Source organism: Streptomyces rapamycinicus NRRL 5491 (genome assembly GCF_024298965.1).
GTDB lineage: Bacteria > Actinomycetota > Actinomycetes > Streptomycetales > Streptomycetaceae > Streptomyces > Streptomyces rapamycinicus.
Genome location: NZ_CP085193.1, coordinates 11,426,615 through 11,452,697 on the forward strand (window position 1 = coordinate 11,426,615; position 26,083 = coordinate 11,452,697).

At 73.1% G+C, this 26,083-nt stretch carries 19 protein-coding genes; 9 read left to right on the forward strand and 10 right to left on the reverse strand.

The genetic code is table 11. The features are described 5' to 3' along the window. The first annotated feature begins 208 nt into the window (after positions 1-208). The 9 genes from LIV37_RS52825 to LIV37_RS47020 all read left to right on the forward strand — a co-directional run bounded on the left by LIV37_RS52825 (position 209) and on the right by LIV37_RS47020 (position 18,839). The gene (locus LIV37_RS52825; protein WP_476718420.1) at positions 209-1,060 is read left to right on the forward strand and encodes an ATP-binding cassette domain-containing protein; all 852 of its coding nucleotides are present in this window, start codon (positions 209-211) and stop codon (positions 1,058-1,060) included. A gap of 451 nt (positions 1,061-1,511) precedes the next feature. Then, positions 1,512-8,681: a type I polyketide synthase gene (locus LIV37_RS46985; protein WP_121826547.1), complete on the forward strand. Its 7,170-nt coding sequence runs from the start codon at positions 1,512-1,514 to the stop codon at positions 8,679-8,681. Then, entirely contained in the window at positions 8,678-13,228 is a 4,551-nt protein-coding gene (locus tag LIV37_RS46990; protein ID WP_121826546.1) for a type I polyketide synthase, read from the forward strand. Before LIV37_RS46985 ends, LIV37_RS46990 begins: the two co-directional genes overlap by 4 nt. Next, on the forward strand, positions 13,225-13,587 hold the full coding sequence (locus LIV37_RS46995; protein ID WP_020874130.1) for an acyl carrier protein: 363 nt from the start codon (positions 13,225-13,227) through the stop codon (positions 13,585-13,587). Before LIV37_RS46990 ends, LIV37_RS46995 begins: the two co-directional genes overlap by 4 nt. A 3-nt stretch (positions 13,588-13,590) precedes the next feature. Continuing rightward, positions 13,591-14,487 carry an alpha/beta fold hydrolase gene (locus tag LIV37_RS47000; RefSeq protein ID WP_020874131.1) on the forward strand — a complete coding sequence of 299 codons (897 nt, stop codon included), beginning with the start codon at positions 13,591-13,593 and terminating at the stop codon, positions 14,485-14,487. Next, positions 14,484-15,815 (forward strand): glycosyltransferase, encoded by a 1,332-nt coding sequence (locus LIV37_RS47005; protein ID WP_020874132.1) that lies wholly within the window; start codon positions 14,484-14,486, stop codon positions 15,813-15,815. Before LIV37_RS47000 ends, LIV37_RS47005 begins: the two co-directional genes overlap by 4 nt. Then, entirely contained in the window at positions 15,812-16,933 is a 1,122-nt protein-coding gene (locus LIV37_RS47010) for a class I SAM-dependent methyltransferase (RefSeq protein WP_020874133.1), read from the forward strand. Before LIV37_RS47005 ends, LIV37_RS47010 begins: the two co-directional genes overlap by 4 nt. A 41-nt stretch (positions 16,934-16,974) precedes the next feature. Beyond that, positions 16,975-18,027, forward strand: a complete 1,053-nt coding sequence (locus tag LIV37_RS47015; RefSeq protein ID WP_020874134.1) for a permease — start codon at positions 16,975-16,977, stop codon at positions 18,025-18,027. Continuing rightward, positions 18,024-18,839, forward strand: a complete 816-nt coding sequence (locus tag LIV37_RS47020) for a TIGR03943 family putative permease subunit (protein WP_020874135.1) — start codon at positions 18,024-18,026, stop codon at positions 18,837-18,839. The genes LIV37_RS47015 and LIV37_RS47020 overlap by 4 nt, the downstream gene beginning before the upstream one ends. Positions 18,840-18,881: 42 nt before the next feature. Here the strand turns inward: LIV37_RS47020 and LIV37_RS47025 are convergent, their stop codons facing one another. The 10 genes from LIV37_RS47025 to LIV37_RS47070 form a co-directional block, all read right to left on the reverse strand. Beyond that, positions 18,882-19,112, reverse strand: a complete 231-nt coding sequence (locus tag LIV37_RS47025) for a hypothetical protein (protein WP_020874136.1) — start codon at positions 19,110-19,112, stop codon at positions 18,882-18,884. Then, positions 19,112-20,200 carry a hypothetical protein gene (locus LIV37_RS47030; RefSeq protein ID WP_020874137.1) on the reverse strand — a complete coding sequence of 363 codons (1,089 nt, stop codon included), beginning with the start codon at positions 20,198-20,200 and terminating at the stop codon, positions 19,112-19,114. The genes LIV37_RS47025 and LIV37_RS47030 overlap by 1 nt, the downstream gene beginning before the upstream one ends. A gap of 6 nt (positions 20,201-20,206) precedes the next feature. Further along, positions 20,207-21,247 (reverse strand): hypothetical protein, encoded by a 1,041-nt coding sequence (locus tag LIV37_RS47035; RefSeq protein WP_020874138.1) that lies wholly within the window; start codon positions 21,245-21,247, stop codon positions 20,207-20,209. 85 nt (positions 21,248-21,332) lie between these two features. Beyond that, positions 21,333-22,241, reverse strand: a complete 909-nt coding sequence (locus LIV37_RS47040) for a phage distal tail protein (RefSeq protein ID WP_020874139.1) — start codon at positions 22,239-22,241, stop codon at positions 21,333-21,335. A 1-nt stretch (position 22,242) separates the two neighbouring features. Continuing rightward, the gene (locus LIV37_RS47045; protein ID WP_020874140.1) at positions 22,243-23,400 is read right to left on the reverse strand and encodes a phage tail family protein; all 1,158 of its coding nucleotides are present in this window, start codon (positions 23,398-23,400) and stop codon (positions 22,243-22,245) included. 33 nt (positions 23,401-23,433) lie between these two features. Then, on the reverse strand, positions 23,434-24,144 hold the full coding sequence (locus LIV37_RS47050) for a hypothetical protein (protein WP_020874141.1): 711 nt from the start codon (positions 24,142-24,144) through the stop codon (positions 23,434-23,436). Between the two features lie 15 nt (positions 24,145-24,159). After that, a complete protein-coding gene (locus LIV37_RS47055; RefSeq protein WP_020874142.1) occupies positions 24,160-24,540 on the reverse strand; it encodes a hypothetical protein in 381 nt (126 codons plus the stop codon). A gap of 14 nt (positions 24,541-24,554) precedes the next feature. Then, positions 24,555-24,845 (reverse strand): hypothetical protein, encoded by a 291-nt coding sequence (locus LIV37_RS47060; RefSeq protein WP_020874143.1) that lies wholly within the window; start codon positions 24,843-24,845, stop codon positions 24,555-24,557. 51 nt (positions 24,846-24,896) lie between these two features. After that, positions 24,897-25,472 carry a phage tail tube protein gene (locus LIV37_RS47065; RefSeq protein ID WP_020874144.1) on the reverse strand — a complete coding sequence of 192 codons (576 nt, stop codon included), beginning with the start codon at positions 25,470-25,472 and terminating at the stop codon, positions 24,897-24,899. A gap of 54 nt (positions 25,473-25,526) precedes the next feature. Beyond that, complete coding sequence (locus LIV37_RS47070; RefSeq protein ID WP_020874145.1) at positions 25,527-25,934, reverse strand: hypothetical protein; 408 nt, start codon at positions 25,932-25,934, stop codon at positions 25,527-25,529. Positions 25,935-26,083: the final 149 nt, after the last annotated feature.

The window sequence follows — 26,083 nt, forward strand, 5'->3', positions numbered from 1 at the left end:
GGAGCGGGTGGACCGCATCGCCGAACTGCGGTCCGGGTCGGTGACCTGGTACGGCGGCGGCTGGTCCGCCTACCAGGAGGCGCTGGCCACCCAGCAGGAGGCGGCCGCGCGCATGCTGCGGGCCGCGGAGGCGGATGTGCGGCGGCAAAAGCGCGAACTGGAGGAGACCCATATCAAACTGGCACGCCGTCAGCGGCACAGCAAGAAGATGGACGTCGAGCGACGAGCCCCGAGGATCGTCGCCGGTGCCCGTAAGCGGGCCGCGCAGGAGTCGGCGGGCAAGCTCCGCGATCTGCACGAAGACCGCCTCCACGAGGCGCGCGAGCGACGTGAGGAGGCCGCGGACGCGGTCCGCGACGACGTCGAGATCCGGGTGAGCCTGCCGCACACCGCCGTGCCCGCGGGCCGTACCGTGCTCAGCCTGAGTGAACTGCGCCCCGTGTACGGCGCGTTGCGCGATGCCACCCTCCATGTGCACGGGCCCGAACGCATCGCGCTGGTCGGGCGCAACGGAGCCGGCAAGACGACACTGCTGCGCACCCTCACCGGCGAACTCGACCCGCTGTCGGGGGAGGCCAGGACGTACGTACCGCTGCGGTTCCTCCCCCAGCGGCTGGATGTGCTGGACGACGAGCTGAGCGTGGCGGCGAACGTGGCGAGCCGGGCGCCCGGTGTCACCGACAACCACATCCGTGCCCAGCTCGCGCGCTTCCTCTTCAAGGGGGCACGAGCGGAGCAGCCGGCGGGCACCCTCTCCGGTGGGGAACGCTTCCGGGCCGCACTCGCGGCCACCATGCTCGCCGCACCGGCCCCGCAACTGCTGATGCTCGACGAGCCGACCAACAACCTCGACCTGGCCAGTGTGCGACAGCTGACGAGCGCGCTGGATTCCTACCAGGGCGCGCTCGTGGTCGCCAGCCACGATCTGCCGTTCCTGGAGTCGGTCGGCATCACCCGGTGGCTGCTGGTCGGCGAGGAGCTGCGGGACATCGCCGCCGATGAGGTCCGGGAGGTGCTCGGGACGACATCCGAGGCAGGGGAAGTGACGGAAACGGGCTGAGGCCGGGCTCCTCCGGAAACCGGCTGAGGCCGAGCCGTCTGCGATCTCCCCGAGGGCGGGGCGCGCCGCTTGCCCCCAGGCCGGGCGTCCCGCCGCTCCCTTCCGCAGCCGAAATTCGCGACAGCGAAATGAGGATCCGATGTCCGCGCAGGTTAAGGCGCATTCAAGGTTCACTCATGCGCCTCGGCCTACCTTCGAAAACGATCTCGTTCGCACGAGATATATGAACGTTTAACAGGGGGGAGAGAAGGTGGCGACGCGGCCCGTGTCCTCGCGCCTGGCGAGATTCAGCCCGTCGCGGCGAGAGCGTGAACGACTGCTTGTTGACTCTTCAGTAATAACGTGGCTAATTTCAGTCGGCGCCGTTTCGCGGGATTGCCATGCCATACGTTCGACATGCCTTGCCCGAATTATCTCCATTTCCTGCCGCGCTAGCGATTTTGGAGAAAACATGTCAACCGCCGTGGACGCAGGCGATCTTGTCATCGGCATCACTCCGTTCGGGGAACCGGACGCCAGACTCGCCGCGGCGGTCAGCCGCGCGGGCGGACTCGGCGTCCTCGACCTGGGAACGACGGGCCGTGCGGCCCTCCAGGCATGGGAGGACGTCGGCGAGTGGGTGGCCGACGGCCGGTACGGTGTGCGGGTCGCGGCGGGCTGCCGCCTCACCCCCGCGGACCTCCTGGACGCCCCGCCCACCGGCGCCCCCACCGGCGCCCCCACCGGCGGCTCGCACGGTGGCCTGCCCGGTCCGCATACGGTGGTGCTCGGCGTGGACTCGCCCTGGCCGGTGGAGGCCGTTGCCGACCGCTGCCGTGTGCTGGCCGAGGTCACCGACCTGGACGAGGCGCTCGAAGCCATCCGCGCCGGGGCACACGGGCTGATCGCCAGGGGGAGCGAGAGCGGCGGCCGGATCGGTCCGCTGGGCACCTTCGTCCTGCTCCAGCGGCTCCTCGCCGACCCCCGGGTGTCCTTACCGGTGTGGGCCTGCGGCGGCATCGGCCCGAGCACCGCCGCCGCGTCCGTGCTCGGCGGCGCGGCCGGGGTCGTCCTCGACACCCAGCTGGCCCTGCTCGCCGAATCGGGGCTCCCGGAGGACCGCGCCGCCGCCATCCGCTCCATGGACGGCTCCGAGACCACCGTCCTCGACGGACACCGGATCCTGCGCCGCCGGGGGCGCGGTCCGCATACCGGACCCGATCTGGCGATAGGTCAGGATGGCTTTCTGGCCACGCGGTTGGCCGAGCGGTGGCGGGATGTCGGCCGCACCGTCCGGGGCATCACGGACGCCGTCCGGGAGGCAGCGCACGAGGCCGCACGGAACGGCTCCGCGGTCGTCTCGGGACTGCGCCCCGGCGCCCCGCTGAGTACCCGGCTCGGCACCCGGCTGCCCCTCGCACAGGGCCCGATGACCCGGGTCAGCGACCAGGGCGCGTTCGCCTCCGCCGTCGCCGCCGGGGGAGCACTGCCGTTCATCGCGCTCGCCCTGGCCGGACGCGAGCAGGCGCGCACGATCCTGGAGGAGGCCGCGGCCGCGCTGGACGGACGCCCCTGGGGCGTCGGCGTCCTCGGCTTCGCACCCGAGGAGATCAGAAACGCCCAGCTCCAGGCCGTACGGGAGGTCCGCCCCAGCCACGCGATCATCGCGGGCGGACGGCCGTCCCAGGCCAAGGCGCTGGAGCGGGACGGCATCGCCACCTTTCTGCATGTGCCCTCGCCGGGGCTGCTGCGCCAGTACCTCCGGGCCGGGGCCCGGCGGTTCGTCTTCGAGGGCTCCGAATGCGGCGGCCATGTGGGGCCGCGCAACAGCTTCCCGCTGTGGGAGGCCCAGATCGCCGTCATCGAGGACTTCCTCGACGAGGCCGCACACGACCCGCGTCACACGGCGGGCACGGACGGCGTCGGCGGGACGGGCGGGACCGAGTCCACCGACGGCGCGGGTGTCGAGATCTTCTTCGCCGGGGGAGTGCACGACGAACGCTCCGCCGCGATGGTGGCCGCGCTCGCGGCCCCGCTCACCCGGCGCGGCGTCGCCGTCGGCTCGCTCATGGGCACCGCGTATCTGTTCACCGAGGAGGCGGTGGCACACGGCGCCGTACAGCCGCTCTTCCAGCGCCGGGTGGTGGCCGCCGAGCACACGGTGCTGCTGGAAACCGCCCCCGGCCATGCCACACGCTGCGTGCCCAGCCCCTTCACCGAGAGCTTCGGCACCGTGAAGGAGCGGCTGCGGAACGACGGCCTGCCGGACCGGGAGGTCTGGGAGCGGCTGGAGCGGCTGAATGTGGGACGGCTGAGGATCGCCAGCAAGGGCATGGACCGCGGGCCCGACGGCGCGTTGGCCCCGGTGGATGAGGAAGGCCAGCTCAGCGGCGGGATGTTCATGGCCGGGCAGGTGGCCGTGATGCGTTCGGCCACCACCACGATCGCCGCACTGCACCATGCGGTGGGCCCCGGCGCCGCCGACTTCCTCACCGCACGCGCGGAGGCGGTGTGCGAGCGCCTGGGCGTGGCCACGGCCCCGGCGGCGGCCGAGCCGCCCGCGCCGCTGGACGTGGCCGTCGTCGGCATGGCGTGCATGTTTCCGCAGGCACCCGACCTCGCCGCGTTCTGGGCCAACGTGGTGGGCGGTGTGGACGCCGTCACCGAGGTACCCGCCGAGCGCTGGGACCCCGCCGTCCACTACACGGGCGACAAGGACGGCGCCTCCGCCTCCCAATGGGGCGGCTTTCTGCCGCCCATCCCCTTCGACCCGCTGCGCTACGGCATCCCCCCGGCCTCGCTCGGCAGCATCGAACCCGTACAGCTGCTGGCCCTGGAGGCCGCCCGCCGGGCCCTGGACGACGCCGGATACGGCGACCCCGGCGACGGCGGCCGGGCCTTCGAACGCTCCCGCACCTCCGTGGTGTTCGGCGCCGAGGCGGGCAGCGACCTGTCCAACGCCCAGACGCTGCGCGCCGTCCTGCCGTCCTACGTCCACGAGGTGCCGCAGGCCCTGGCGGACCAGCTGCCCCGGCTCACCGAGGACTCCTTCCCCGGCATGCTCGCCAACGTCATCTCCGGCCGGATCGCCAACCGGCTCGACCTCGGCGGCGCCAACTACACCGTGGACGCGGCCTGCGCGTCATCGCTGGCCGCCGTGGACGTGGCCTGCAAGGAGCTGACCGGGGGCACCAGCGACCTCGTGCTGTGCGGCGGAGCCGATCTGCACAACGGCATCAACGACTATGTGCTCTTCTCCTCCGTGCACGCCCTCTCCCCGACGGGCCGGTCCCGGACCTTCGACAGCTCGGCCGACGGGATCGCGCTCGGTGAGGGCGTCGCCTGCGTCGTTCTCAAACGGCTGGCCGACGCCGAACGGGACGGCGACCGCGTCTACGCCGTCATCAAGGGCGTCGGATCCTCCAGCGACGGCCGCTCGCTGGGGCTGACCGCCCCGCGCCCCGAGGGACAGCGGGCCGCACTGGAGCGCGCCTACGCCAATGCCCGCGTCTCGCCCGCCGACGTGGGCCTGATCGAGGCGCACGGCACCGGTACGGTCGTCGGCGACCGCACCGAACTCACCGTCCTGGGCGAGGTGTTCACCGAGTCGGGGGCCACCCCCGGGGCGTGTGCGCTGGGCTCGGTGAAGTCCCAGATCGGCCACACCAAATGCGCCGCGGGCCTCGCCGGGCTGGTGAAGGCCGCGATGGCGCTGCACACGGGCATCACACCGCCGACCCTCCATCTGACCCGGCCCAACGAGGCATGGGACGCGGACCGCAGCCCCTTCGCCTTCCACACCCGGGCCCGGCCCTGGGCCGCCGCGCCCGCCGAACGGGTGGCCGGGGTCAGCGCGTTCGGCTTCGGCGGGACCAACTTCCATGTGGTGCTCGCGGCACACGGCCGCGGAGCGCCGCCCGCACGGGGGCTGGACGACTGGCCCGCCGAGCTGTTCCTCTTCCGCGGGGCCGACCGGGCGGCGGCGCTGCGGGTGGTCCAGGAGACACTCGACCAGCTCATGGCCAATGAGGCGGCGGGCCGGCCGTGGCGGCTGCGCGACCTCGCGCTGACCGCCTCCCGGCGGGCCGACGCCGGCCGGGAACCGGTCCGGGCGGCCGTCGTGGCCGCGGACCTGGACGACCTGGCCGCGCGATTACGTCAGGTGCTCGCGGGCGATCCGCCGGGCCAGGGGCCGCGCGGAGCGGACGGGCTGTACCTGGCCCCGGACGCGCCCGAGGCGGCGGGGGACCCCGGGGAGGCCGAGGGCGAGCTGGGGCGCGGCAAGGTCGCGTTCCTCTTCCCCGGGCAGGGCAGCCAGCGGCCCGGGATGTTCGCCGACGCCTTCGTCACCTTCCCCGAGCTCCAGCGCCATCTGCGCCACGGACGCGGCTACGCCGACGCGCTGTATCCCCCCGCGGCCTTCGACAAGGCCGGGGAGGCGGCACAGCGCACCGCGATCACCGACACCCGCGTGGCCCAGCCGGCACTGGGCATCGTCGGGCTCGCCGCGTACACCCTGCTCACCTCGGCCGGAGTACGGCCCGACATGGCGGCCGGACACAGCTACGGCGAGCTGGTGGCGCTGTGCGCCGCGGGCGCCCTCGACCCCCGTACGCTGCCGCGGCTGAGCGCCGAGCGGGCGGCCGCCATCCTCGGCGCCGCCGAGGCCGCCGGGGAGGAGCCCGGCACCATGGCGGCCGTGACCGCGGCCCCCGGCGAGGTCGAGCCGGTGCTGAGCGCCGCCGGACTCGACGGGCGCGTGGTGGCCGCCAACCACAACGCGCCACGGCAGACCGTGATCTCCGGACCCCAGCAGGACGTCGACGAAGCGGTGCGGCTGCTGCGGGAGGCCGGGCACTCCGTCAAACGGATCCCGGTGGCCTGCGCCTTCCACAGTCCGCTGGTGGCCGGGGCCGGTGCGCGGTTCGCCGAGGCGCTGGCCCGTCATCCGGTGCGCGCGGCGGAGTTCCCCGTCTGGGCGAACCGCACCGCCGCCCCGCACGGCACGGAGCCGGATGCCATCCGCACCGAACTCGCCGCCCAGATAGGCGCGCCGGTCCGCTTCATGGCCCAGATCGAGGCCATGTACGAGGCGGGCGCACGGATCTTCGTGGAGGCGGGTCCGGGGGCGGTGCTCACCCGGCTGGTGGGGGAGATCCTCGACGGCCGCCCGCACCTCGCCCTCGCCTGCGAGGGGCGGCGGTCCGGCGCCGCCGGACCGCGGGGGCTTCTGGACACCCTCGCCCGGCTGGCCGTCGCGGGCGTTCCGGTGCGTACGGCCTGGCTGTTCCACGGCCGGGACGCGGTGGCGGCGGGATCCGCCCCGCCACCGAGGCGGCCCGGCTGGACGGTCGACGGACACCTCGTCCGCACCGCGAACGGTGAGCTACTGCCCGGTGCGCTGGCACCGGCCCGACGTGTCATGGAGGCTACGGTGAGCCGGACGGATCGGACGGGTGGCGGTGAGTACGGCGACAGAGACGCCCTGATCTCGGAGTTCCTGAGGACCAGCCGGGAGATGATCGCCGCCCAGCGCGATGTGCTCCTCACCTACTTCGGCAGCGCTCCGGGCGAACGGCGCGCGGCGCCACCGTCCCCGGTCGGCCCGGCCACGTCCCTGTCCGCCGAGCTCGCCCCGGTGGCCGCCGCCCCGGAGACCCCGGCCCCGGTCGACGTGGCTCCTGCCCCGTCCGCGCTCGCCACCGGGCCCGATGTGCTGCGCGCGGTCTCCGAAATCATCAGCGAACGCACCGGCTATCCGGTCGACATGATCGAACCGGACCTCGATCTCGAGGCCGATCTCAGCATCGACTCGATCAAACGCGCCGAGATCGCGGGCGAGTTGGCGCGGCGGCTCGGCGTCGCGGGCGCGGACACCGCGACCTTGGGCGATGAGGAGCTGGAGGAGCTGGCCAAGGCGCGTACCACCGCCGCCGTCACCGATTGGCTCACCGCCCGTCTCGCGCCCGCGACCTCCGCGACCTCCGCGACCCCCGCGACCTCCGCACCGGCCGCTGAGCCGGAGCCGGTGGCCGTGCCGATGGCTCAGCAGGTGGCCGGGCCCGTGGCCGAACCAGGGCCGGTGTCCGTGGCCGTGCCCGGCGTGGCGCCCAAGCGGATGCGGCTGGTGCCCGTGCCCCTCGGCGCACCGGACGACGGCGCCGCCGCGCCGCCCGACCTGACCGGCAGGCGCTTCGCCCTGCTCGGCGGGGACGCTGACGGGGTGGCCGAAGCGGTGGCCGCGCGCCTCGGCGAGCGCAGTGCCGAGGCCGTCATCCTCCCCGCCGGTCATCAGCTCACCGAGGACGACGGCCGGGTGGACGGTGTGCTGCTGCTCGATCCGCTGGCCGCCTCCGGTTCGCCGGTGCTGCCCGAGGCGTTCACGGTCGTCCAGTCGGCGCTGCGGCGCGCCCCCCAGTGGCTGCTGGCGCCGCGCCGCGCCGACCCGCTCGCCGCGCGCACGGCCGGGCTGCGCGGGGTGTTCCGTACGATGGCCAGGGAGTACCCGGACACGGTCACCCGGCTGGTGGAGTTCCCAGCTGAGGCGACCGGACTCGCCGAGGCGGCTGGATCCCCCGACGCGGCCGGGTCCGCTCACGCGGCCGGATCCGCCGACGCCCTGGCCGACGGGCTGCTCGACGAGTTGCTCGCCCCGGACCGTACGCCCGTCGTCGTGCGCACCGAGGGAGGGCGGCGCCACCGGCTGGACCTCGTGGAGGCCCCGCTGGGCGCGCTCGCCGGTTCGGGTGCCGGGCCCGCCGGGGGCGGCGCGGCGGAGGCCGAGGCGCTCGGGCTGGACCGGGACGCGGTGGTGGCGTTGGCCGGTGGGGCGCGGGGCATCACCGCGCGGTTCGCCGCCGCCCTCGCGTCCGCCGCCCGCTGCCGGATCGAGCTGCTCGGCCGTACGCCGGAGCCCGTGGGCCCCGAGGACCCGGCCACGGCCGGGGCCCGCGACGAGACGGCCCTGCGCGCGGCGCTCGCGGCCCGGGGCGGGCTGGGGCCCGCCGAGATCCAGCGGGAGGCCGCCCGGATCCTGGCGCGGCGCGAAGTGGCCGCCACCGTCGAGGAGTTGACCGCGCTCGGCGCCCGGGTCCGCTATCGCTCGGTGGATGTCCGCGACGCCGAAGCGGTGCTCCAGGCGGTGAAGCAGATCCACGCCGACCACGGACGGCTGGACGGTGTGGTCTACGGGGCCGGTGTGATCGAGGACCGGCTGATCGCGGAGAAGTCCGCCGAGTCCTTCCAGCGGGTGTACGGCACCAAGGTGGAGGGCGCCAGGACGCTGCTGGACGCGCTGGCCGAACTGCCCGAACCCCCGGCGTTCGCCGTGTTGTTCGGCAGCATCGCCGCCGTGCTCGGCAACCGCGGCCAAGTGGACTACGCGGCGGCCAACGACGCGATGGAGACCCTCGGCGCGCGATGGCGGGACCGCACCGGCCGCCGGGCGCTGACCGTGCACTGGGGTCCCTGGGCACCCGACGGAGCCCACGGCGGGATGGTCACACCGGAGCTCGGCCGTGAGTACGCCCGGCGCGGCATCTCGCTCATCGACCCCGAGGAGGGCACGCTGGCGCTGCTGCGCGAGCTGGCCTGGGGCGACGAGTCCACGGGGTCCGTCGTCTACACCGCCTCGGGCTGGTGAGCGTGACGGACGAGCAGCCGCACCGGCAGCCGCCGGTGGCCATCGTCGGGATGTCCGTGGTGCTGCCCGGCTCGCCCGACCTGGACACGTACTGGCGCAACCTGGTCGGTGGCGTGGACGCGATCAGTGACGTCCCGGAGGGCCGGTGGGACACCGGTTTCTACGCCCCGGACGGCGGTGGCGACACGCCGGCGGCGCCCGACCGGGTGTACTGCCGACGGGGCGGATTCGTCGACGAGTTCGCCCGGGTCGAGGCCGCCCGGTTCGGGATCATGCCGAACTCGGTGTCCGGCACCGAACCCGACCAGCTGATCGCCCTGGGTGTCGCGGCGGCGGCCATCGCCGACGCGGGCGGCGAGGACCGGCTGCCCGAGCGGCAGCGGGTGGGCGTGGTGCTGGGCCGGGGCGGCTATCTCACCCCCGGGCTGGTCCGGCTCGACCAGCGGGTGCGCACCGCCCACCAGCTCGTACGGACCCTCGGCGAGCTGCTGCCCGACCTCGGGCCCGGCCAACTCGACCGCGTACGTGAGGCGTTCACCGAACGTCTCGGCCCCGACCGGCCCGAGGCGGCCATCGGTCTGGTGCCCAACCTCGCCGCCTCGCGCATCGCCAACCGGCTCGATCTGCGCGGCCCCGCGTACACCGTGGACGCGGCCTGCGCCTCCTCGCTCGTCGCCGTCGACCAGGCGGTGGGGGAGCTGGCCTCGGGGCGGTGCGATGTGATGCTCGCGGGCGGGGTGCACCACTGCCACGACATCACCCTGTGGAGCGTCTTCTCGCAGCTGCGCGCGCTGTCGCCGAGCCAGCGGATCCGGCCCTTCCACCGTGCGGCCGACGGTCTGCTGATCGGCGAGGGCACCGGTGTGGTCGTCCTCAAACGGCTCGCCGACGCACTGCGCGACGGCGACCGCGTCTACGCGGTGATCCGGGGCACCGGCGTGACGTCCGACGGCCGTGCCACCGGTCTGGTCAACCCGGACCCGGGCGGTCAGACCCGTGCCGTACGGCAGGCGTGGCGGGCCACGGGACTCGATCCGCGCGAGCCGGGCGCCATCGGGCTGCTGGAGGCGCACGGCACCGCCACGCCCACCGGGGACACGGCCGAACTCGCCACGCTGGCTGAGGTGTTCGGCCCCGGTGGCACGCCCGGGGAGACGGCCGTCATCGGCTCGGTGAAGTCGATGATCGGTCACACCATGCCCGCCGCCGGTGTCGCGGGCCTGGTGAAGGCCGCCCTCGCGGTCCACCACGGCCGGCTGCTGCCCACCCTGCACTGCGACGACCCCCATCCGGCGCTCGCGGCCACCCGCTTCTCGGTGCTCGACGCGGCCGAGTCGTGGGACGCGCCCGTACGGCGCGCCGCCGTCAACGCCTTCGGCTTCGGCGGGATCAACGCCCACGTGGTGCTGGAGCAGCCGCCGCGGGTGCCGGAGAAGCGGCGCGCCACGACCCTCGTCATCGAACCGGAGCGAGTGCTGGCGCTGGCGGCGGACACCCCGGAGCGGCTGGCCGGACTGCTGGCGGCGGACGACACGACCGTACGGGCGACGGTGACGGGGCGGGACGCCCGTACCCGGCTGGGCATTGTCGAGCCCACCGCCAAACGGCTCGCGCTCGCCCGGCGCATGGTGGCCAAGGGCCGCCCGTGGCGGGGCCGCAACGACATCTGGTTCACCCCCGCGCCACTGCTCGGCGCGGGGCCGGCGCCGAGGGGGAAACTCGCCTTCGTCTTCCCCGGTCTCGAAGCCGAGTTCGTCCCCCGTGTCGACGGTGTCGCGGAGTACTTCGGGCTCTCCCGGCCCGCCGGGGACCGCTTCGGCGCGGCGGCGCGCGTGGGCGACATCGGCCGCCATGGCGTCGGCGTCTTCGGCGTCGGGCGGCTGTTGGACGCGGCGCTGCGGCGGATGGGGGCCGTACCGGACGCGGTGGCCGGACACAGCGTGGGGGAGTGGACCGCGCTGGTCGTGGGCGGCCTCTACGCGGGCGAGGAGGTCGATGCCTTCCTCGACTCCTTCGACCCGGACGCGCTGCGGGTGCCCGGTCTGGCCTTCGCCGTCCTCGGCGCGGGCGCGCGGCGGGTGTCCGACGCGCTCACCGGGCGGGCGGACGGCCGGATCGTGCTCTCGCACGACAACGCGCCCAGCCAGTCGATGGTGTGCGGACCGCGCGACGATGTCGGGGAGTTCGTCCGGGACATGCGCGCCGAGGGCGTGATCGCGCAGGTCCTGCCCTTCCAATCCGGCTTCCACACCCCGATGCTGGCGCCCTACCTCGACCCCATCCGAGCCGTCACGGAACGCTTCGAGCTGCTGCTGCCGCCCAGGGTCCCCGTCTGGTCCGGGACGACCGCCGCACCGTATCCGGCGACCGAGGTGGAGGTGCGCGAGCTGTTCATCCGGCATCTGCTGGAGCCGGTGCGCTTCCGGCTGCTGACGGAAGCGCTGTACGAGGCGGGGTTCCGTGCGTTCGTCCAGGTCGGTACGGGGCAGTTGGGGTCGCTCATCGGTGACACGCTGCAGGGGCGTGACCACCTGGTGGTGGCCGCCAACTCGCCCCACCGGGACGGCGTGTCCCAACTTCGGCGCGTGGCCGCGGCGCTGTGGGCGGAGGGGGCGGAGGTGGATCCCGCGCTGCCACGTGAAGCCTCGGGCACGAGATCGGCGCTTCCCGCGGTGCGGCTGGACCTGACCGGTTCGCTGGTCTCGCTCAGCGAGCCGCGCCTGAAGGAGTTGCGCGAGGAAGTACTCCATGTGGTGGGCAATCGTTCTGCGGGGCGGAACGGGTGGGCACCACCCCACCCGCACCCGGCAACGGCGAACTCGTCTCACGCAGCGCGCCCGCACACCGCATGGGGAGCCGAACTCGACGCCCTGCTCAGCGAGACCGCCGCCACCGCGACAGCGGTCATCGCGGCAAGCCGCCCACCGGCCCCCCGCACCCACGATCTGCGGGTCTCCACCGAGACCATGCCCTACCTCCGCGACCACTGCTTCTTCCCCCAACGCCCCGGCTGGCCCGATGAGCCGGACCGCTGGCCCGTGGTTCCGGCCACCACGATCGTCCAGCACCTCATGGACACGGCGGAACGCACGGCGGGCGGCAACACCGTGGCCGTCGCCGTGCACGGCGCCCGCTTCGACCAGTGGGTGACGGCGTCACCACCCACCACCGTCCAGGTCACCGCGACCCGCACCTCAGGGACGGCCCACCACACCGTCACCTTCGGGCGCGGCGCCCGCGCCACCGTGGAAGTGGCCGACCGCCACTCCGACACCCGCCCCACGCCCTGGAGCGTCGATCCCGCCACCGAGCGCACCCCGGACCACACCGCACAGCTCATCTACGCCGAGCGCTGGATGTTCCACGGCCCGGCCTTCCAGGGGCTCACCGAACTCACCGCGATCGGCGCATCGCACATTCGCGGCACGATCACCACACCCCCCGCGCCCGGAGCGCTGCTGGACAACGTCGGACAGCTCCTCGGCTACTGGATCATGGCGACCCGCACCGAACGGACCGTGGTCTTCCCCATCGGCATGCGTCTGATGCGCTTCTTCGGACCGCATCCGGCCCCCGGCACACCCGTGGAGTGCCTGATCAGGATCACCTCGCTGACCGACACCGCGCTCGAGGCCGACGCGCAGCTGCTGATCGGCGGCGAGGTGTGGGCGGAGCTGTCCGGCTGGCAGGACCGCCGGTTCGACAACCACCCCGAGACCCGGCCCGTGGAGCGCTTCCCGCAGCGCAACACGCTGTCCCGGCCCCAGCCGGGCGGCTGGGTGCTGCTCCACGAGCGCTGGCCGGACCTGGCCTCGCGCGACCTGATCATGCGTAACCACCTGGGCGGCGACGAGCGAACCGGCTATGAACACCAGCCGCCACGCGGCCGCAGACAGTGGCTGCTGGGCAGGATCGCGGCCAAGGACGCCGTACGACGATGGCTCTGGGACCACGGTGAAGGCCCGGTCTTCCCCGCCGAGATCGGGATCCGCGAGGACGCCCAGGGGCGCCCGTACGCCATCGGCGTGCACGGCCGGACCCTCCCCGAACTCGCCCTCTCGCTGGCACACCGGGCCGAGACCGGGGTCGCCCTCGTGGTACCGCGCCACGCGAACGGCGCCGCGGGCCCCGGGATCGCCCTCGAAGAGGTCACCGACCACGATGACGTGGCCGTCGCCCTCGCCCGGCCGGAGCGCGAACTCCTCGCCGCCGTCACGGCCGCGAACGGTGGGGCACGTGCCCGCTGGGCCGCCGCCTTCCGGGCCGCGAAGGAAGCGGTCGCCACAGCGGAGGGCACGCGTCTCCGCGACCGGCCACGGGACCTGACCATCGCCGAGGTACGGCCCGGTGCGGACCGCCCCGGCGCGCCACCGGCCCGGCTCATCGTCGAGGCGGCGGCCACCACCGCTCCCGGACAGCCCCCGCGCCGCTACGAAGTCCACACCATCACCATCGCCAACCCGCCCGGACTGCCGGACCGGGACTACGCCGTGGCCTGGACGACCGGCCCGGACCAACAGGAACAGGACGAGGAGAGCGATCAGTGACCACCGCCAATCAGACCGCCCCGTCACCAGCCGCCGACGCACCGGCCGAGGCACCGGCCGGCGCACCAGCCGACGCACCGGCCGTGCTCGCGGAGATATCCGGGATGCTCCGGACGATGCTCGACGAATACGGCCTCGACGATATCGAGGTCACCATGGAGACCCGCTTCACCGAGGATCTGGAGCTGGAGAGCATCGACCTGGTGGCACTGGCCGGGAGCCTGGAGGCCCGGTACGGCAGACAGGTCAACTTCGCCGAGTTCGTGGCCGGACTCGAGCTCGACGAGATCATCGACCTCACCGTGGGACAGCTCGTCGAGTATGTCGTCCGGTGCCTCAGGGCCGCCCGGGAGCGCTGACCGATGGCGATGATCGACACCGACCACGCCACCGACCACGACGGCCCACATACCGGGACGGACGGCGTCCGACTGCATGTCCAGCGGCTGTCCCCGCCCGACGGCCGTCCGCCCACCGCCACCGCCGTGCTCATCCACGGCCTGCTCACCGACTCCCTCGCCAGCTGGTACTTCACGGTGGCCCCGGACCTCGCCGCCGCCGGGCTTGAGGTGGTGATGTACGACCAGCGGGGACACGGCCGCAGCGAGCGCCCCGGCTCCGGGTACCGGCTGGACACCTTCGTCACCGATCTGGAGCGGCTGCTCGACCGGCTGGACATCACCGGTCCGGTCCATCTCGTGGGCAACTGCTTCGGCGGAACGGTGGCGTTCGCCTACGCCATGCGCCGTCCGGAGCGGGTGGCCGGTATCGCGGTCATCGAGGCGAAGCCCGCCACCGAGAGCTGGCTGACCGAGATCAGCGGGATCCTCCGGCGTGTCGAGGAGGAACTCGTCGTCCACGAGGCCGAGTCGCTGGCCTGGGTGAGCGCCCACCGGGGCGCCCACACCGCACGGCTGGCCAAGTCGGCCGCCCGTCTGGTCCGTACGACCACCATCGCCGAGGACGTACCGGCGAGCCGGGTGGTGAGCGAGGAGCAGGTCCGCGCGGTGCGCTGCCCGGTGCTGGCCGTCTACGGCGCCGATTCCGAACTCGCCGGGGAGGAGCGGTGGTTGGAGTCGGTGCTGCCCGCCACCCGGACCGTCGTCCTGCCGGGGCAGGGCCACTCGGTCCTCGCCGAGGCGCCCACGCGCATCCGCGAACTGCTGCTGTCGTGGATCGACGAGCGTGAACACGAGGGTGAACACGAGCGCCGTACGCCCACCGGCACCGCGGCGGCCCTGGAGGCCGATGCCCGATGAGCCAACCGAGCAGAGCCCCGGAGGCCTCATCCCGCACACCACGCCGCTTTCTCTTCGTCGTGCCGCCGCTCGTCGGCCACGTCAACCCCACCGTCGGCGTCGCGGCCGAACTCACCGCACGGGGACACCAGGTGGCCTGGGCCGGGATGCCCGAGGTCGTCGAGCGGCTGACCGGCCGGGGGACGACGGTCCATCGCTGCGCCGGGCCGGTGCTGGGCGAGGGCGGGGCGGGCCGTCCACCGGACGTACGCGGTCCCGCGGCGCTGAAATTCCTGTGGGAGCGGTTCCTGGTGCCGCTCGCCGAGGCCATGGCTCCGGACGTGGCCAAGGCCATCGGGGAGTTCCGCCCCGATGTGGTGATCGCCGACCAGCAGACCGTGGCGGGTGCCCTGGTGGCCGAACGACTGGGGGTGCGCTGGGCGACGTCCGCCACCACCTCGGCGGAGTTCACCGGCGCGCTGGACGGGATGCCCAAGATCGACGCCTGGCTGGATGGGCTGCTGCACGAGGTGCGGGGCCGGATCGGCGACTCGGACGGCACGGCCGATCCCCGGTTCTCACCGGATCTCGTCCTGGCCTTCACCACCGAGGAACTGGCCGGACGACCGGCCCGGGCGGGCGACCGCATCCACTACGTGGGCCCGTCGATCGCCGAGCGACCGGCCACGACGGACTTCCCCTGGGAGTGGCTGGACGCCACGCGCCCCGCCGTCCTCATCACACTCGGCACCGCGAACACCGACGCCGGGGCGCGCTTCCTCGCGGAGTGCCTGGAGGCCGTACGGGCGCGGGCCGGTCGTTTTCAGACTGTCGTCGTCGACCCCGACGATGTACTCACCCGGGCCGCCAGGGACATCCAGATCAGGCCCGTGACCCCGGCCGACAACGACGTCCTGGCGCTCCGCTACGTCCCGCAACTCCCCCTACTGCGAAGGGTGAACGCGGTCGTGTGCCACGCGGGCCACAACACCGTCTGCGAAACCCTCTGGCACGGCGTACCGCTCGTCGTGGCGCCCATCCGGGACGACCAGCCAGTGGTAGCCGCCCAGGTGGTGGACGCGGGCGCGGGCATCCGGGTGCGCTTCGGCAGGGCGCGGGCCGCCGCCATCGGCGAGGCGCTCGACGCCGTGCTGGACGAACCGCGCTACCGCGCCGCGGCCGAGCGCGTGAGCGCGTCCTTCCGCGCGGCGGGCGGTGCCACCGCGGCCGCCACCCACCTGGAGCGGCTGGCCACCGCGGGCGCCGCTACCCGTCCCACAGCGATCGCCCCTCACGCCACCGCGAGCACCGCCGGCCACGCCACCGCGAACCCGGAAGGGGAACGATGAGCCGAGAGAGTGCCCTGCCCCGCGCACCGGAGAAGCCGTCCCGCGCCGAGACCGTCGCCGCGCTGCGCCCCCGCTACCAGGCCGATCTGGCGCGGGGCACCGAGCGGTTCTTCGAACCCCGCCGCACGGACTGCCCGTGGTGCGGCTCCACGCGGCTGGTGCGGCGGCTGCGCACCAAGGACCGGTACCAGAGCAAACCCGGCCGCTTCCGGCTCGACAGATGCCGCGACTGCCGCCATGTCTTCCAGAATCCACGGCTGAACGACGACGGGCTGGAGTTCTACTACCGCGACTTCTACGACGGGATGGGGGAGATCGAGCTCGGCAACGTCTTCTCCGGCCGCGACAAGGTGTACCGGCGGCGCGCGATGTTCCAGGAGCCCTCCGCCGCGCCCCCGGAGACCTGGCTCGATGTCGGCACGGGACACGGCCACTTCCCCGAGGTGGCCCGTACCGTCTTCCCCGGCACCCGCTTCGACGGACTCGACTTCACCGCCGGTGTCGAACTGGCCGAGCGCACGGGCCGCGTCGACCGGGCCATCCGCGGCAGCTTCCCCGAACTGGCCGAGGAGCGGCTGGCCGGGAGCTACGACGTGGTGAGCATGTTCCACTACCTGGAGCACAGCACGGACCCCCGCACCGAACTCCGCGCCGCCCGCCGCGCCCTGCGGCCCGGCGGCCATCTGCTGATCGAGGTGCCCGACCCGGAGTGCTGGTTCGGCCGCCTCTTCGGCCGGTTCTGGCTACCGTGGCTCCAGCCCCAGCATCTGCACTTCCTTCCGGTGGCCAACCTCCGCGAGGAGCTGACCGCGCTGGGCTTCACCGTGACCGACGAACAGCACCGCGGGCCTTCGGACACCGTCGATCTGCTCGGTGCCGTCTGGCTGACGCTCAACGCGATCGCCCCGCCCGATGACGCCCCCGCCCTCGCCAAACCGCCCGGCCGGCTCCGCTGGCTGCTGCGCTGCGCGATCCTGCTGGCGGGCGTGCCCGCCCTCGTGGTCGCGACCACCCTCGACCGCCTGCTGCTCAAACCGCTGGCGGGGCTCGGCAAGATGTCCAACGCCTATCGGGTGGTGGCCCGGTGTGATGACTCCGCCCGTTCCGGCCCCCGTTAAGGTGGCCCCCGGGTCCCGCTCCGGGGCCCGGGGGAGGGGTGATGCACGGCGAAGCCGAGACCGAGGGGGCCAGACGGCCGCGCACGGCCGGAGGGCCACGCCCGCCCGGAGGGCTGCGCACGGCCGCGCGCGTCAGCACCATGGCCCTGGTCGCGGGGCTGCCGGTGGTGCTGCTCGGCGGTGTCGCCATCGCCCTGAGACCGGACATCACCGCCGCGCTGGACGACCGTGCGGTGGCCGCGTGGCGCACGGTGTTCACCGCGATCGTCATCCAGGGCGTGCCGTTTCTGCTGCTGGGCACGGTGGTGTCGGCCACCATCAGCGCGTTCGTACCGGCGTGGGTGTTCACCCGGGTGCTTCCGCGCAACCCGGCGCTCGCCGTACCCGTGGCCGGTGCCGCCGGGGCGGTGCTGCCGGGGTGCGAATGTGCTTCGGTGCCGGTGGCCGGCAGTCTGATGCGGCGCGGGGTGGCCCCGGCGGCGGCGCTGGCCTTCCTGCTGTCGGCCCCGGCCATCAACCCGATCGTGCTGGTCGCGACCTATGTGGCGTTCCCCGGCAACCCCTGGATGGTCGCCGCCCGTCTGATCGCCTCGCTGCTGACCTCCGTCGCCATGGGCTGGCTGTGGATCCGGGCGGGCCGCGAGGAGTGGCTGCGGCTGCCGAAGGGACCGGTCGGGCACACGCCCGGCGTGAGCCGCGCGGAGGAGTTCCGGCTCTCGCTCCAGCATGACTTCCTGCACGCCGGGGGCTTCCTCGTGGTCGGCGCGGCGGCCGCCGCCACGTTCAACGTCGCGGTGCCGCACTCCGTACTGCGGCTCTTCTCCGACTCCCCGTGGCTCTCGCTGCCCATGCTGGGGCTGCTCGCGGTGGTCCTCGCGGTCTGCTCGGAGGCCGACGCGTTCGTCGCCGCCTCGCTCAGCGGGTTCTCGCCCACCGCCCGGCTCGCCTTCATGGTGGTCGGCCCGATGGTGGACCTGAAGCTCATCGCCCTGCAGTCCGGCACCTTCGGGCGCGCGTTCGCGGTGCGCTTCTCGTCGGCCACCTGGGTGGTTGCGGTGCTGTGCAGCGGGCTGGTGGGGTGGTGGCTGCTGTGAAGCGCAACGTCCAGGTGCTGCTGCTCCTCTTCCTCGGGGTCGGTCTGCTGCACATCTCCCTGCTGACCGATCTGTATCTGCGCTATGTGCGCCCGGGGCTGCGGCCCGCGCTCATCGCCTCCGGGATACTGCTGATCGCGCTCGGCGCGGTGAGCGCCGCCCGCGACGGTTTCCCGTTCAACCGCCCCCGTACGGACGGTGACCAGGGCCACGACGGCGACCAGAGCGAGGGCGACGGCCACGGACGCGGCCACGCGGACGGCCACGGTCACAGTCACGCGGGCGGCCCGAAGGTCGCCTGGCTGCTGTACGTACCGGCCCTGACCATCCTCTTCCTGGCGCCGCCCGTACTCGGCTCGTACACCGCCTCCCGTGACGAGGCGAAGGCCCCCCAAGCCCCCTCCTCGGGCGACAGCGGCGACAGCCTCTTCCCGGCCCTGCCGGACACCGGTGTGGTGCCGATGACGCTGAACGACTTCAGCTCCCGCGCGGTCTGGGACACCGACGGCACCCTCAAGGGCCATATCGTCCGGCTCACCGGCTTCGTCACGCCAGGGCGCCACGGCACCTGGTACGTCAGCCGCCTCGTCATCAGCTGCTGCGCCGCCGACGCCCAGGTGCGCAAGGTGCGGGTGCACGGGGCATCGGCGCCGCCCGCCGACGCCTGGGTGACCGTCACCGGCACCTGGCATCCCACCGGAAAGGTGGGCACGGACGGTGCGAGCCCCGCCCTGGACGCCACCGCCGTACGGCGTGTCCCCGCGCCCAAGGACCCCTACCACGACATGGTGACCGGCCCGGACGGCGGTTGAGCCACCCCGCCGGGACCGGACGCGCCCCGCCGGGACCTGGTGTCAGGGGCCCGGCGCCGTGCCGTCGGGCCGCGGCGGCTCCTCCCCGGAGGTCTCCTGGGTCTGGGCCTGGGCCTGGGCCTGGGCCCGGGCCTGCGGCGGTGGCGGCGGCTCGGTGGCGGCCAGGGCCGTCGGCGTCCCGCCGGGCTTGCTGTTGACGTAGGTGGTGAGCCGGTGCACCTGACGTTCCAGGGCCCTGATCCGGTCCACGATGTCCTCGGGCAGGTTCGCCATCAGTCTGCCTCCTCCAGATACAGGTCGGCGGTCTCCGGACGTCCCCGCTCCGGGGCGGTGACCTTGATGCCGACGACGCGGTAGCGGGCGTCCAGCCCCTCGGAGAACCACACGTCCTTGATGCGCAGCCGCACGGCGGTGCCGAGCAGCGCGGGGGTGGTGCCCGAGCCGAGGCGGATCCGCACCGAGGGGATGACCACCGTGCCGCGCAGGGCGGCGAGTTCGGACCGGGCGAACGCGTCGAGCGTCGCCTTGTCGGTGACATTGCTGTGGTCGGACGAGGTGTCCAGACGGGGGAACCCGGCCGCGAGGAGATCCTCGGCCACCTGTTCCCCGGACATCGCCGGGCCGCCCGCCCCGCCCTCCGGGGTGCCGCCCCTGGCCCGCGCGGTCGTCCCGCCGCGCGTGGCGTCGCGGGGGAAGGAGTACGAGAGCACATCGCCCGGCAGATCCAGCATCACCGGCTGGCTGCCCACCCGGATCGTCGGAGAGCCCAGCTGGAGCAGCTTGACCCGCCGCCCGGTCACCGGATCCCGGTACACCGCGATCCGGTGCTCGAACCCCGGTTCCATCGCCGCGAGTTGCGCGATGGCCTCCTCCACCAGGGTCTCGTCACCATCGCTGTAGGCCACCGTACGGGCCGCGGTGGGGCCCGTCGGCTCGTACTCCACACCGATGTGACCGCCCTCGGACCCCTGCATGTAGTCCCACAGCCGGTGGACGATCTCCAGGTGGTCGAGCGCGGTGAAGCTCAGGTTCGCGCGGATGTAGCGACGGCCCGCGTAGGAGTCGAAGGTGGCCGCCTGAAGCCCGACGGTGGTGAGGCCCCGGTCGTCCGTGGCCGGGGTCAGCGTCCAGACGATGCCACCCCAGCAGACCTCGTCACCCCGTTCCAGGTAGACGGCGGTGCGCCCCTCCACCAACTCCCGGACGCGTCGGGCCATCCGGGTGTCGGGCACCGGGATGGTCGCGGTCAGGGATCCCGGCTTGCCGAGGTAGTCGTCGTACTCCACCTCTCGCAGGGGCAGTACGTCGATGGCCTGGTCGGTGCGCAGGTCGGTGAAGACGGCGCGGTAGCGGGCGTCCACGGCGCCTCACGCCACCGGGTCCACGCGGACGAAGCGGTTGTCGAAGTGCACACGCGTCCCCGCGATCGAGGAACGGTACGTGGCCGTCGCCGTGTAGACGGCGCCGGGGGTGAGGTTCCCCACCGGGAAACAGGTGGAGATCGAGGCCCGCCCGGCGCCGAAGAGGGCCGCCGCCCGGTCGTCGGCCGGGGCGAGCACCTCGGTGCCGCTCTGCGTCCTGAGCCGGAACGAGATGTACGCGGTGGCGTCCCCGTCCGCGGCCGTGAAGGCGCCGAAGGTGAGGGACACCCACCGGGACGCCGGGGCGGTGAAGGTGGCGGTGAGCGTGGCGACGGTGTCGGTGAGCATCTCCTGATAGGTGGCGGCGGTGGTGGCTCCCCAGTCCGCCGTGTGCCGGAGCACGGTGTCCGGAATGTACTTCGTCCACTGGGTGCCGTCCCAGCGCTCCAGCCGGCCGCCCGCGTCGCGGTACTGCCCGGCATACGCCCCGTTGTGCGGCGCGCCGCCCGCGGCGGGGACGATGCCGCCGAGCGCCGCGGTGTAGCGGCGGCGGTCGGTGATGGCGGAGGCCCAGGTGATGCCCTTGGCGGCGGACGCCCCGGCGGGGACGGCGATCTCGTAGAGAAGCTCCGCGCTCTTGGGCACGGCCGGGGCGGTGGGGGAGCCGGCCGGGGTGCCCTGGAGGAGTTCCAGGGCGGCCTCGTACTTGCCGGAGCCGTCGTAGTCGGTGTCGTAGACCCGTACGACGAGCGCGTCCACACGGGCCAGGCTGGAGTGCCCGTCGGCGACGGTCAGCAGGGTGTCGGAGTCGACGGTGACCGGATAGCCGCCCTGCGATCCGGTGGAGGTGCCCGGGATCCACACCTGGCCCGGGGAGAGCTTGGCCTGCATACCGGTGGCGGTGGTGCCGGTGAGCTGCAGCCCGCCGAACACGCATCCCGCCCGGGTCAGCAGCGGTCCGGCGGACGCCATGCCGAGGCTGACGGCCAGCCGGGTGTCCTCACGGGTCTGGCCGGTGGGCAGATGCCAGGCGGAACGGACGGTCATGAGACGGCTCCCACGGTCATCGGAGAACTCCTTGTGGTCGTACGGGATTTGAGGGTCGGAGCGGATGGTGGGGCGGCGCGGCGCCTCACCACTCGGCGCGGCGCCAGGTGATCGTGGCGGTGGCTCCCTCCCCTCCCGACGCGGCGCGGAAGGACAGCTGCGAGGTCCCGGACGGCAGGGTGAACGACTCCTCCGGGGCGCTGCCCGGTGTGGCGGTGTGGCGGCGCGACGCGGTGCCGTTGAACATCACGGTCCCCTCGGCGGTGTCGACGACGAGTTCGTCGTCCGGGGCGAGGGTGATCGCGTACTCCAGCCAGTCGCCGCTGGTCCGGTTGGCCAGCCGCGGCCGGGTGCACGGCCCGGTGAAGGTGATCACCGGATGGGCGGGTGCGCTGCCCTCGTTCTCCACCGCGAGGTCGCCGGTGGAACCGGGCGCGCCCCAGGCCAGCGGCCAGTTGAGCGGCCAGGTCAGCCCCGCCTCCGGCTGGGGGAGCCCGGCGGTGTCCCGCCGCCCCACCGCCTCGTAACGGCGTGGATCGCTCGCCTTCCACTGGAGCGTCATCTTGGCCAGGCGGCTCGCGGCGAACTGCCGGTCGGTGGGGACCACGCGCTGGGTGACCCGGGCCCGTACGGCCAGCGTCTCGCCGTGCAGCCGGACGGCCAGCCACTCCTCCTCGTCGCGGACGGCGGTGGCGGCGCGCAGCGTGCGCAGCGCGTCCCGCACGGCCTCCGGTCCGGCGTCCGGGTCGGGTGCGAACCACACCTGCGCGGTGACCGTACGGGCCTGCGCCCACTGGGAGCCGGGCCAGCCGCCGTGCCCCACCGGGCGGTCCGCGTCGGAGGTGTCCAGCGCGGGCAACTCCTCCCAGCCGGTGAGCCCTTCGGCGGCGATCCAGTAGTCGGTGCCGGGGCCCATCAGCAGCCCGGCCCACTGCGCCTGCCCGTCGGTGGTGATGAGCGGCCCCGGTTCGGTGGCGGTGGTCTCGTCCGCCATGTCACCCCCTCGCCTTCATCAGGAACATCAGATCCTCGGCGGTCTGCCGGGCGTTGCCGCCCGGGGCTTCGTGGTAGTGCTCGATGACGAATCCGCCGCCCGGCCTGCCGGATCCCGCCGGGGCGGGTGCGGGCCCGGTGCGGGCGAGCAGGGTGCTCAGCCGGTTCAGCGGCAGTACGGCCTCGGCCTGCCCGCCCTCGGCGAGCAGCGCGAGCGTGCCACCGGGGCGCGGCAGCACGATGCCGCCCTGGGCGAGCGTGGGGATGGTGGGGATGTTCACCCCGAACGACTTGCCGCCGATCCCCGGCACCCATGAGGGCACCGAGACCTTGACCCGGTTCAGCGCGCCGATCGCCCGGTTGACCAGCCCGATCACCCCGTTGAGCGGCCCGCGCACGGCCCCGAGCACGGCGCTGAACGCACCCCGGACGATGCCCGCCAGCCCGTTGAAGGCGCGCTGGATGCCGTTACGGGCGGAGCGGAAGGCGCCCGGGATCCGCTCCGAGAAGAAGGACAGCAGGGGCCGGACCACGGCCATGATGGCGTGGATGACCGTGGTGATGATGGTCTTGTAGATGTTGAAGTACGTCTTCACGACGGTCCAGATGACCTTCAGCACGACCGTGAACGCCGTCTTGATGCCGTTCCAGGTCGTCTGGACCACTTGTTTCGCCACGCGCATGGTGGAGCCGATGACCTGGCCGATGATCCTGAAGGCCGCCTGGACGATGCGCTGGACGGTCTTGGACTGCATCGCCATGTCGACGAGCTTCATGATCAGCGGCATCAGCAGCGCCATGATGGCGCCGAACACGTTTGACTTCATGGCGGTGTTGAGGCCCTTCTGGGCCGTTGTCACCCCCTGGAGCCCCGTCTTCATCCGCCCCATCAGCCCACCCCCGGTGGCCGCGCCGCGGCCGGCGGTGGTCATGGAGCGGCCGCTCCTGGCGACGCTGCGCTCGGCGGCGTTGGCCTCTCGCTGCAGGGTGCGCATCGAGTTGGCCGACTTGTCGACATCACCCTTGACGCGGCCCACGGCGCCGGATGCTCCGGTGACGGAGCCACGCAATCTGGCGACGGTGGTATCGGCCTGGCGAGCCGAGGTCGTGAAGTTCCGCAGGGCGCCGACGGACGACCGCAGGGCGGCCACGAGCGACATGGCATCCTCCTCGATGTAGGGACAGCGGCGGCTTCAGGAGCCGAGCTCACGCCGAAGGCCCGCCGCCCGCGTTTCCAGCGTCCGCATTCCCTGGTCCAGGGCGTTCATATGGTTGACGGTCTCCCGGCGCGTGTTTCTCGCCTCCTGCTCGGCCTGCGCGATGCGATGCGCTGCCGACACGACTCGCTGCTGGCTGCCTTCGACCCTCCCCCGGGCCTGCCGGGCGCGGCGCTCCGCCCCCTCCAGCGCGCGCAACTCCCGGCTCAGCGCCTCCTCGCGGAAGCGCTGCTCGCCGTACAGCGCGCGGCTGTCGCCGCCGGGCTGGGCGCGACGCTGCCGGGTCTCCTCCAGATCGCTGCGGCGTTGTTCGACACGCTCCAACTGCTGCTGGAAGCGGTCCACGGCGCCTTGCAGACGGTCCGTGCGCTGTTCCAGCTTCCGCTCGGCGGTCTGCAACCGCTCATCGGGCGTGCGCATATGGCGCCAGGTCACGACCTGGCGGCCAGCCACGAACACCCCGGTCTCATCGACCTTCAGCAGGGAGAACCCGATGCTCGCCGCGGCCGCGGCCCCCAGGACGCCGGCCAGATCCGACTTGCCGAGACCCGGCTCGATCTTCGGCTTGTAGGTCTGTATGAAGTTGTCCTGCTCCTTCTGCATGTGCGCGAGCGTGACGTTGGTGGCCGTCATGCGGCGCTTCAGCTGGGCAAGGGCCGTCTCGGTGCGCTCTTGGAAATCGCTCACGTACCCTCCTGCGGGTCACCCGAAGAACCGCGCCAACTCCGCGCCCGTCGGCGCGTGATCGGCGGCCGGGCCGTCGGGCGTATCGGCGGCCCCCACCCCCGGGCGGGGCACCGGAATCGGCGCCTCCGGCGGGTCCGCGTACTCGTCTCGATTGGCCGACGCGAACATCCAGTTGGCGATCGCCAAGTGGTCCACGACCGCTGCCAGCAGATGATCCGTCAGCCCCCACTCCGCGGCCTCGCCCTCCCGCGCCCGTACGAACGACGAGTCCGGCGGAAGGTGGCGCACCAGGACCGCCAGGCGCCGCGAGGACAGCGCCTCGCGGTGCCAGTCGAGCAGGTCGACGCCGTAGTACCGCAGCAGATCGGCCTCCAGCGCCTCGGCGTGCTCCTCCACGAGCGCGCCGAGGCTCAGCCTTCCCCCACGCCGAGCCCGGTGTCCTGGCCGTACGCCTCGAGGATCGCGGCGATGTCCTGCACGCTCACCTCGTGTTGGCACAGCCGCTGGTAGGCATCCTCGCCCATGAGGAGGGCGAGCAGCCCGTCCAGGTCGTTGTCCTTGAGCTCGGCCAGCGCCTGCGCCGAGCGGCGGGGGATCTCGGTGGGCAGCGAGAACGTCTCCCCGTCCACCTCGAAGTCCCAGGTCAGGCCCAGCGCCTCCAGACGCTGGGCGCGGGCGGCGTTGACGTTGAACGTGGCCATGGCGGCGGCTCCTTCGCGATCGACTTCGGGGATCGACTTCGGGGGAGGGGATCAGGATCCGGCGAATGCCGGGTCGTTCATCAGCCAGGTGGCCAGCGGGGTGTCGTTGTCCACGGCCAGTGCCGTGAAGGTGACCCCGAGCCGGACCGCGGCCGTGCGGGTGAGCTGGAGCTCCTCGGTCTCGGTGACCTGGCCGCGGCGGAGGACGAACCGGTACTTGATGACATCGCCGTCGGCGAACTCCACGCCCAGCATCCGCTCGTCCTTCTTCGGCTCGGCGGCGAGTTCGTAGCGGTACACCTTGGACTCGGCCTCCGTCTCCGTCACCAGGGCGCCGCCGAAGAAGAACGGCAGGGTGTCCTCGTTGAGCTGGAGCAGCTGGAACTTCACGGTGAGGTCGCGGTCGGAGTAGACGAAGCGGGCCGGGCTGACCGACTGCCAGGTGTCCACCGGGTCGATCTTGTCCTTCTTGTTGAACTTGATGCCGTCGGTGGTGGTGTACCCGAGGTCCTTCCAGCCCGCCGCCCACGCCGTGGAGACATCGGCCGGGACGGTGGTGCCGAGCGGGGCGGTGAGGATGCGGCCGGTGCCCGCGACGCGGATCTCATTGGGGTTCATTCCGGGCATGCGATTGCTCCTTGTGGCGTGGTGATGGGGGCGGACGGTCGGCGGTGACGTGGCCTACGCCGGGCGGATGGAGAGCCGGGCCGTGGACACATAGCGGCTGGCGGCGGCGTGCAGGTAGTCGGGCAGCCACCGGGGGCCGTCCACTTCGGAGACATCGGTGACACAGGCGGTGCCGAACGTGGTGCCGCGCACGGTGAACAGCGCCGTACGGGCGGCCGTGGCGACCGTGTGGGCCGTGGGTTTGTCCGGGCCGTACACCTCGAGGTCGACCAGCGGCTGGTCCAGATGGATGTCCTCGACCCAGACGCCGCCGGCCCGGGAGACCAGCACGGCCCTCTGGGTTCCGTCGAAGTCCGGCGGGGTCCGGTTGTCCACGAGTACCCCGGCCAGTTCGGGGCGGTTCTTCAGATGCTCGACGACGAGGCGCTCGACGTCAGGAAAGATCACCAGGGGCTCGGTCATGCGCGCACTCCTTGCTGTGGTCAGGGGCTGCGCACAGCGAAAAGCGGCGGGGCCGTGGCCCCTTCAGGGGGCACAGCTCCGCCGCTGGCACCAAGTGTGATGCAATGGATGCCCATTGACAACCACTTGTCGTCACTTATGCCGAGATG

What these genes read in the sequence shown, in the direction of transcription:
- LIV37_RS47045 (WP_020874140.1), bottom strand. Translation starts at nt 23,400, where the DNA reads ATGTCGCTCGTGGCCGCCCTGCGGTCGTCCGTCGGCGCCCTGCGGAAC.
- LIV37_RS47070 (WP_020874145.1), bottom strand. Translation starts at nt 25,934, where the DNA reads ATGACCGAGCCCCTGGTGATCTTTCCTGACGTCGAGCGCCTCGTCGTC.
- LIV37_RS47000 (WP_020874131.1), top strand. Translation starts at nt 13,591, where the DNA reads ATGGCGATGATCGACACCGACCACGCCACCGACCACGACGGCCCACAT.
- LIV37_RS47010 (WP_020874133.1), top strand. Translation starts at nt 15,812, where the DNA reads ATGAGCCGAGAGAGTGCCCTGCCCCGCGCACCGGAGAAGCCGTCCCGC.
- LIV37_RS47015 (WP_020874134.1), top strand. Translation starts at nt 16,975, where the DNA reads ATGCACGGCGAAGCCGAGACCGAGGGGGCCAGACGGCCGCGCACGGCC.
- LIV37_RS47025 (WP_020874136.1), bottom strand. Translation starts at nt 19,112, where the DNA reads ATGGCGAACCTGCCCGAGGACATCGTGGACCGGATCAGGGCCCTGGAA.
- LIV37_RS47065 (WP_020874144.1), bottom strand. Translation starts at nt 25,472, where the DNA reads ATGCCCGGAATGAACCCCAATGAGATCCGCGTCGCGGGCACCGGCCGC.
- LIV37_RS47005 (WP_020874132.1), top strand. Translation starts at nt 14,484, where the DNA reads ATGAGCCAACCGAGCAGAGCCCCGGAGGCCTCATCCCGCACACCACGC.
- LIV37_RS47040 (WP_020874139.1), bottom strand. Translation starts at nt 22,241, where the DNA reads ATGGCGGACGAGACCACCGCCACCGAACCGGGGCCGCTCATCACCACC.
- LIV37_RS46985 (WP_121826547.1), top strand. Translation starts at nt 1,512, where the DNA reads ATGTCAACCGCCGTGGACGCAGGCGATCTTGTCATCGGCATCACTCCG.
- LIV37_RS47060 (WP_020874143.1), bottom strand. Translation starts at nt 24,845, where the DNA reads ATGGCCACGTTCAACGTCAACGCCGCCCGCGCCCAGCGTCTGGAGGCG.
- LIV37_RS52825 (WP_476718420.1), top strand. Translation starts at nt 209, where the DNA reads ATGGACGTCGAGCGACGAGCCCCGAGGATCGTCGCCGGTGCCCGTAAG.
- LIV37_RS47035 (WP_020874138.1), bottom strand. Translation starts at nt 21,247, where the DNA reads ATGACCGTCCGTTCCGCCTGGCATCTGCCCACCGGCCAGACCCGTGAG.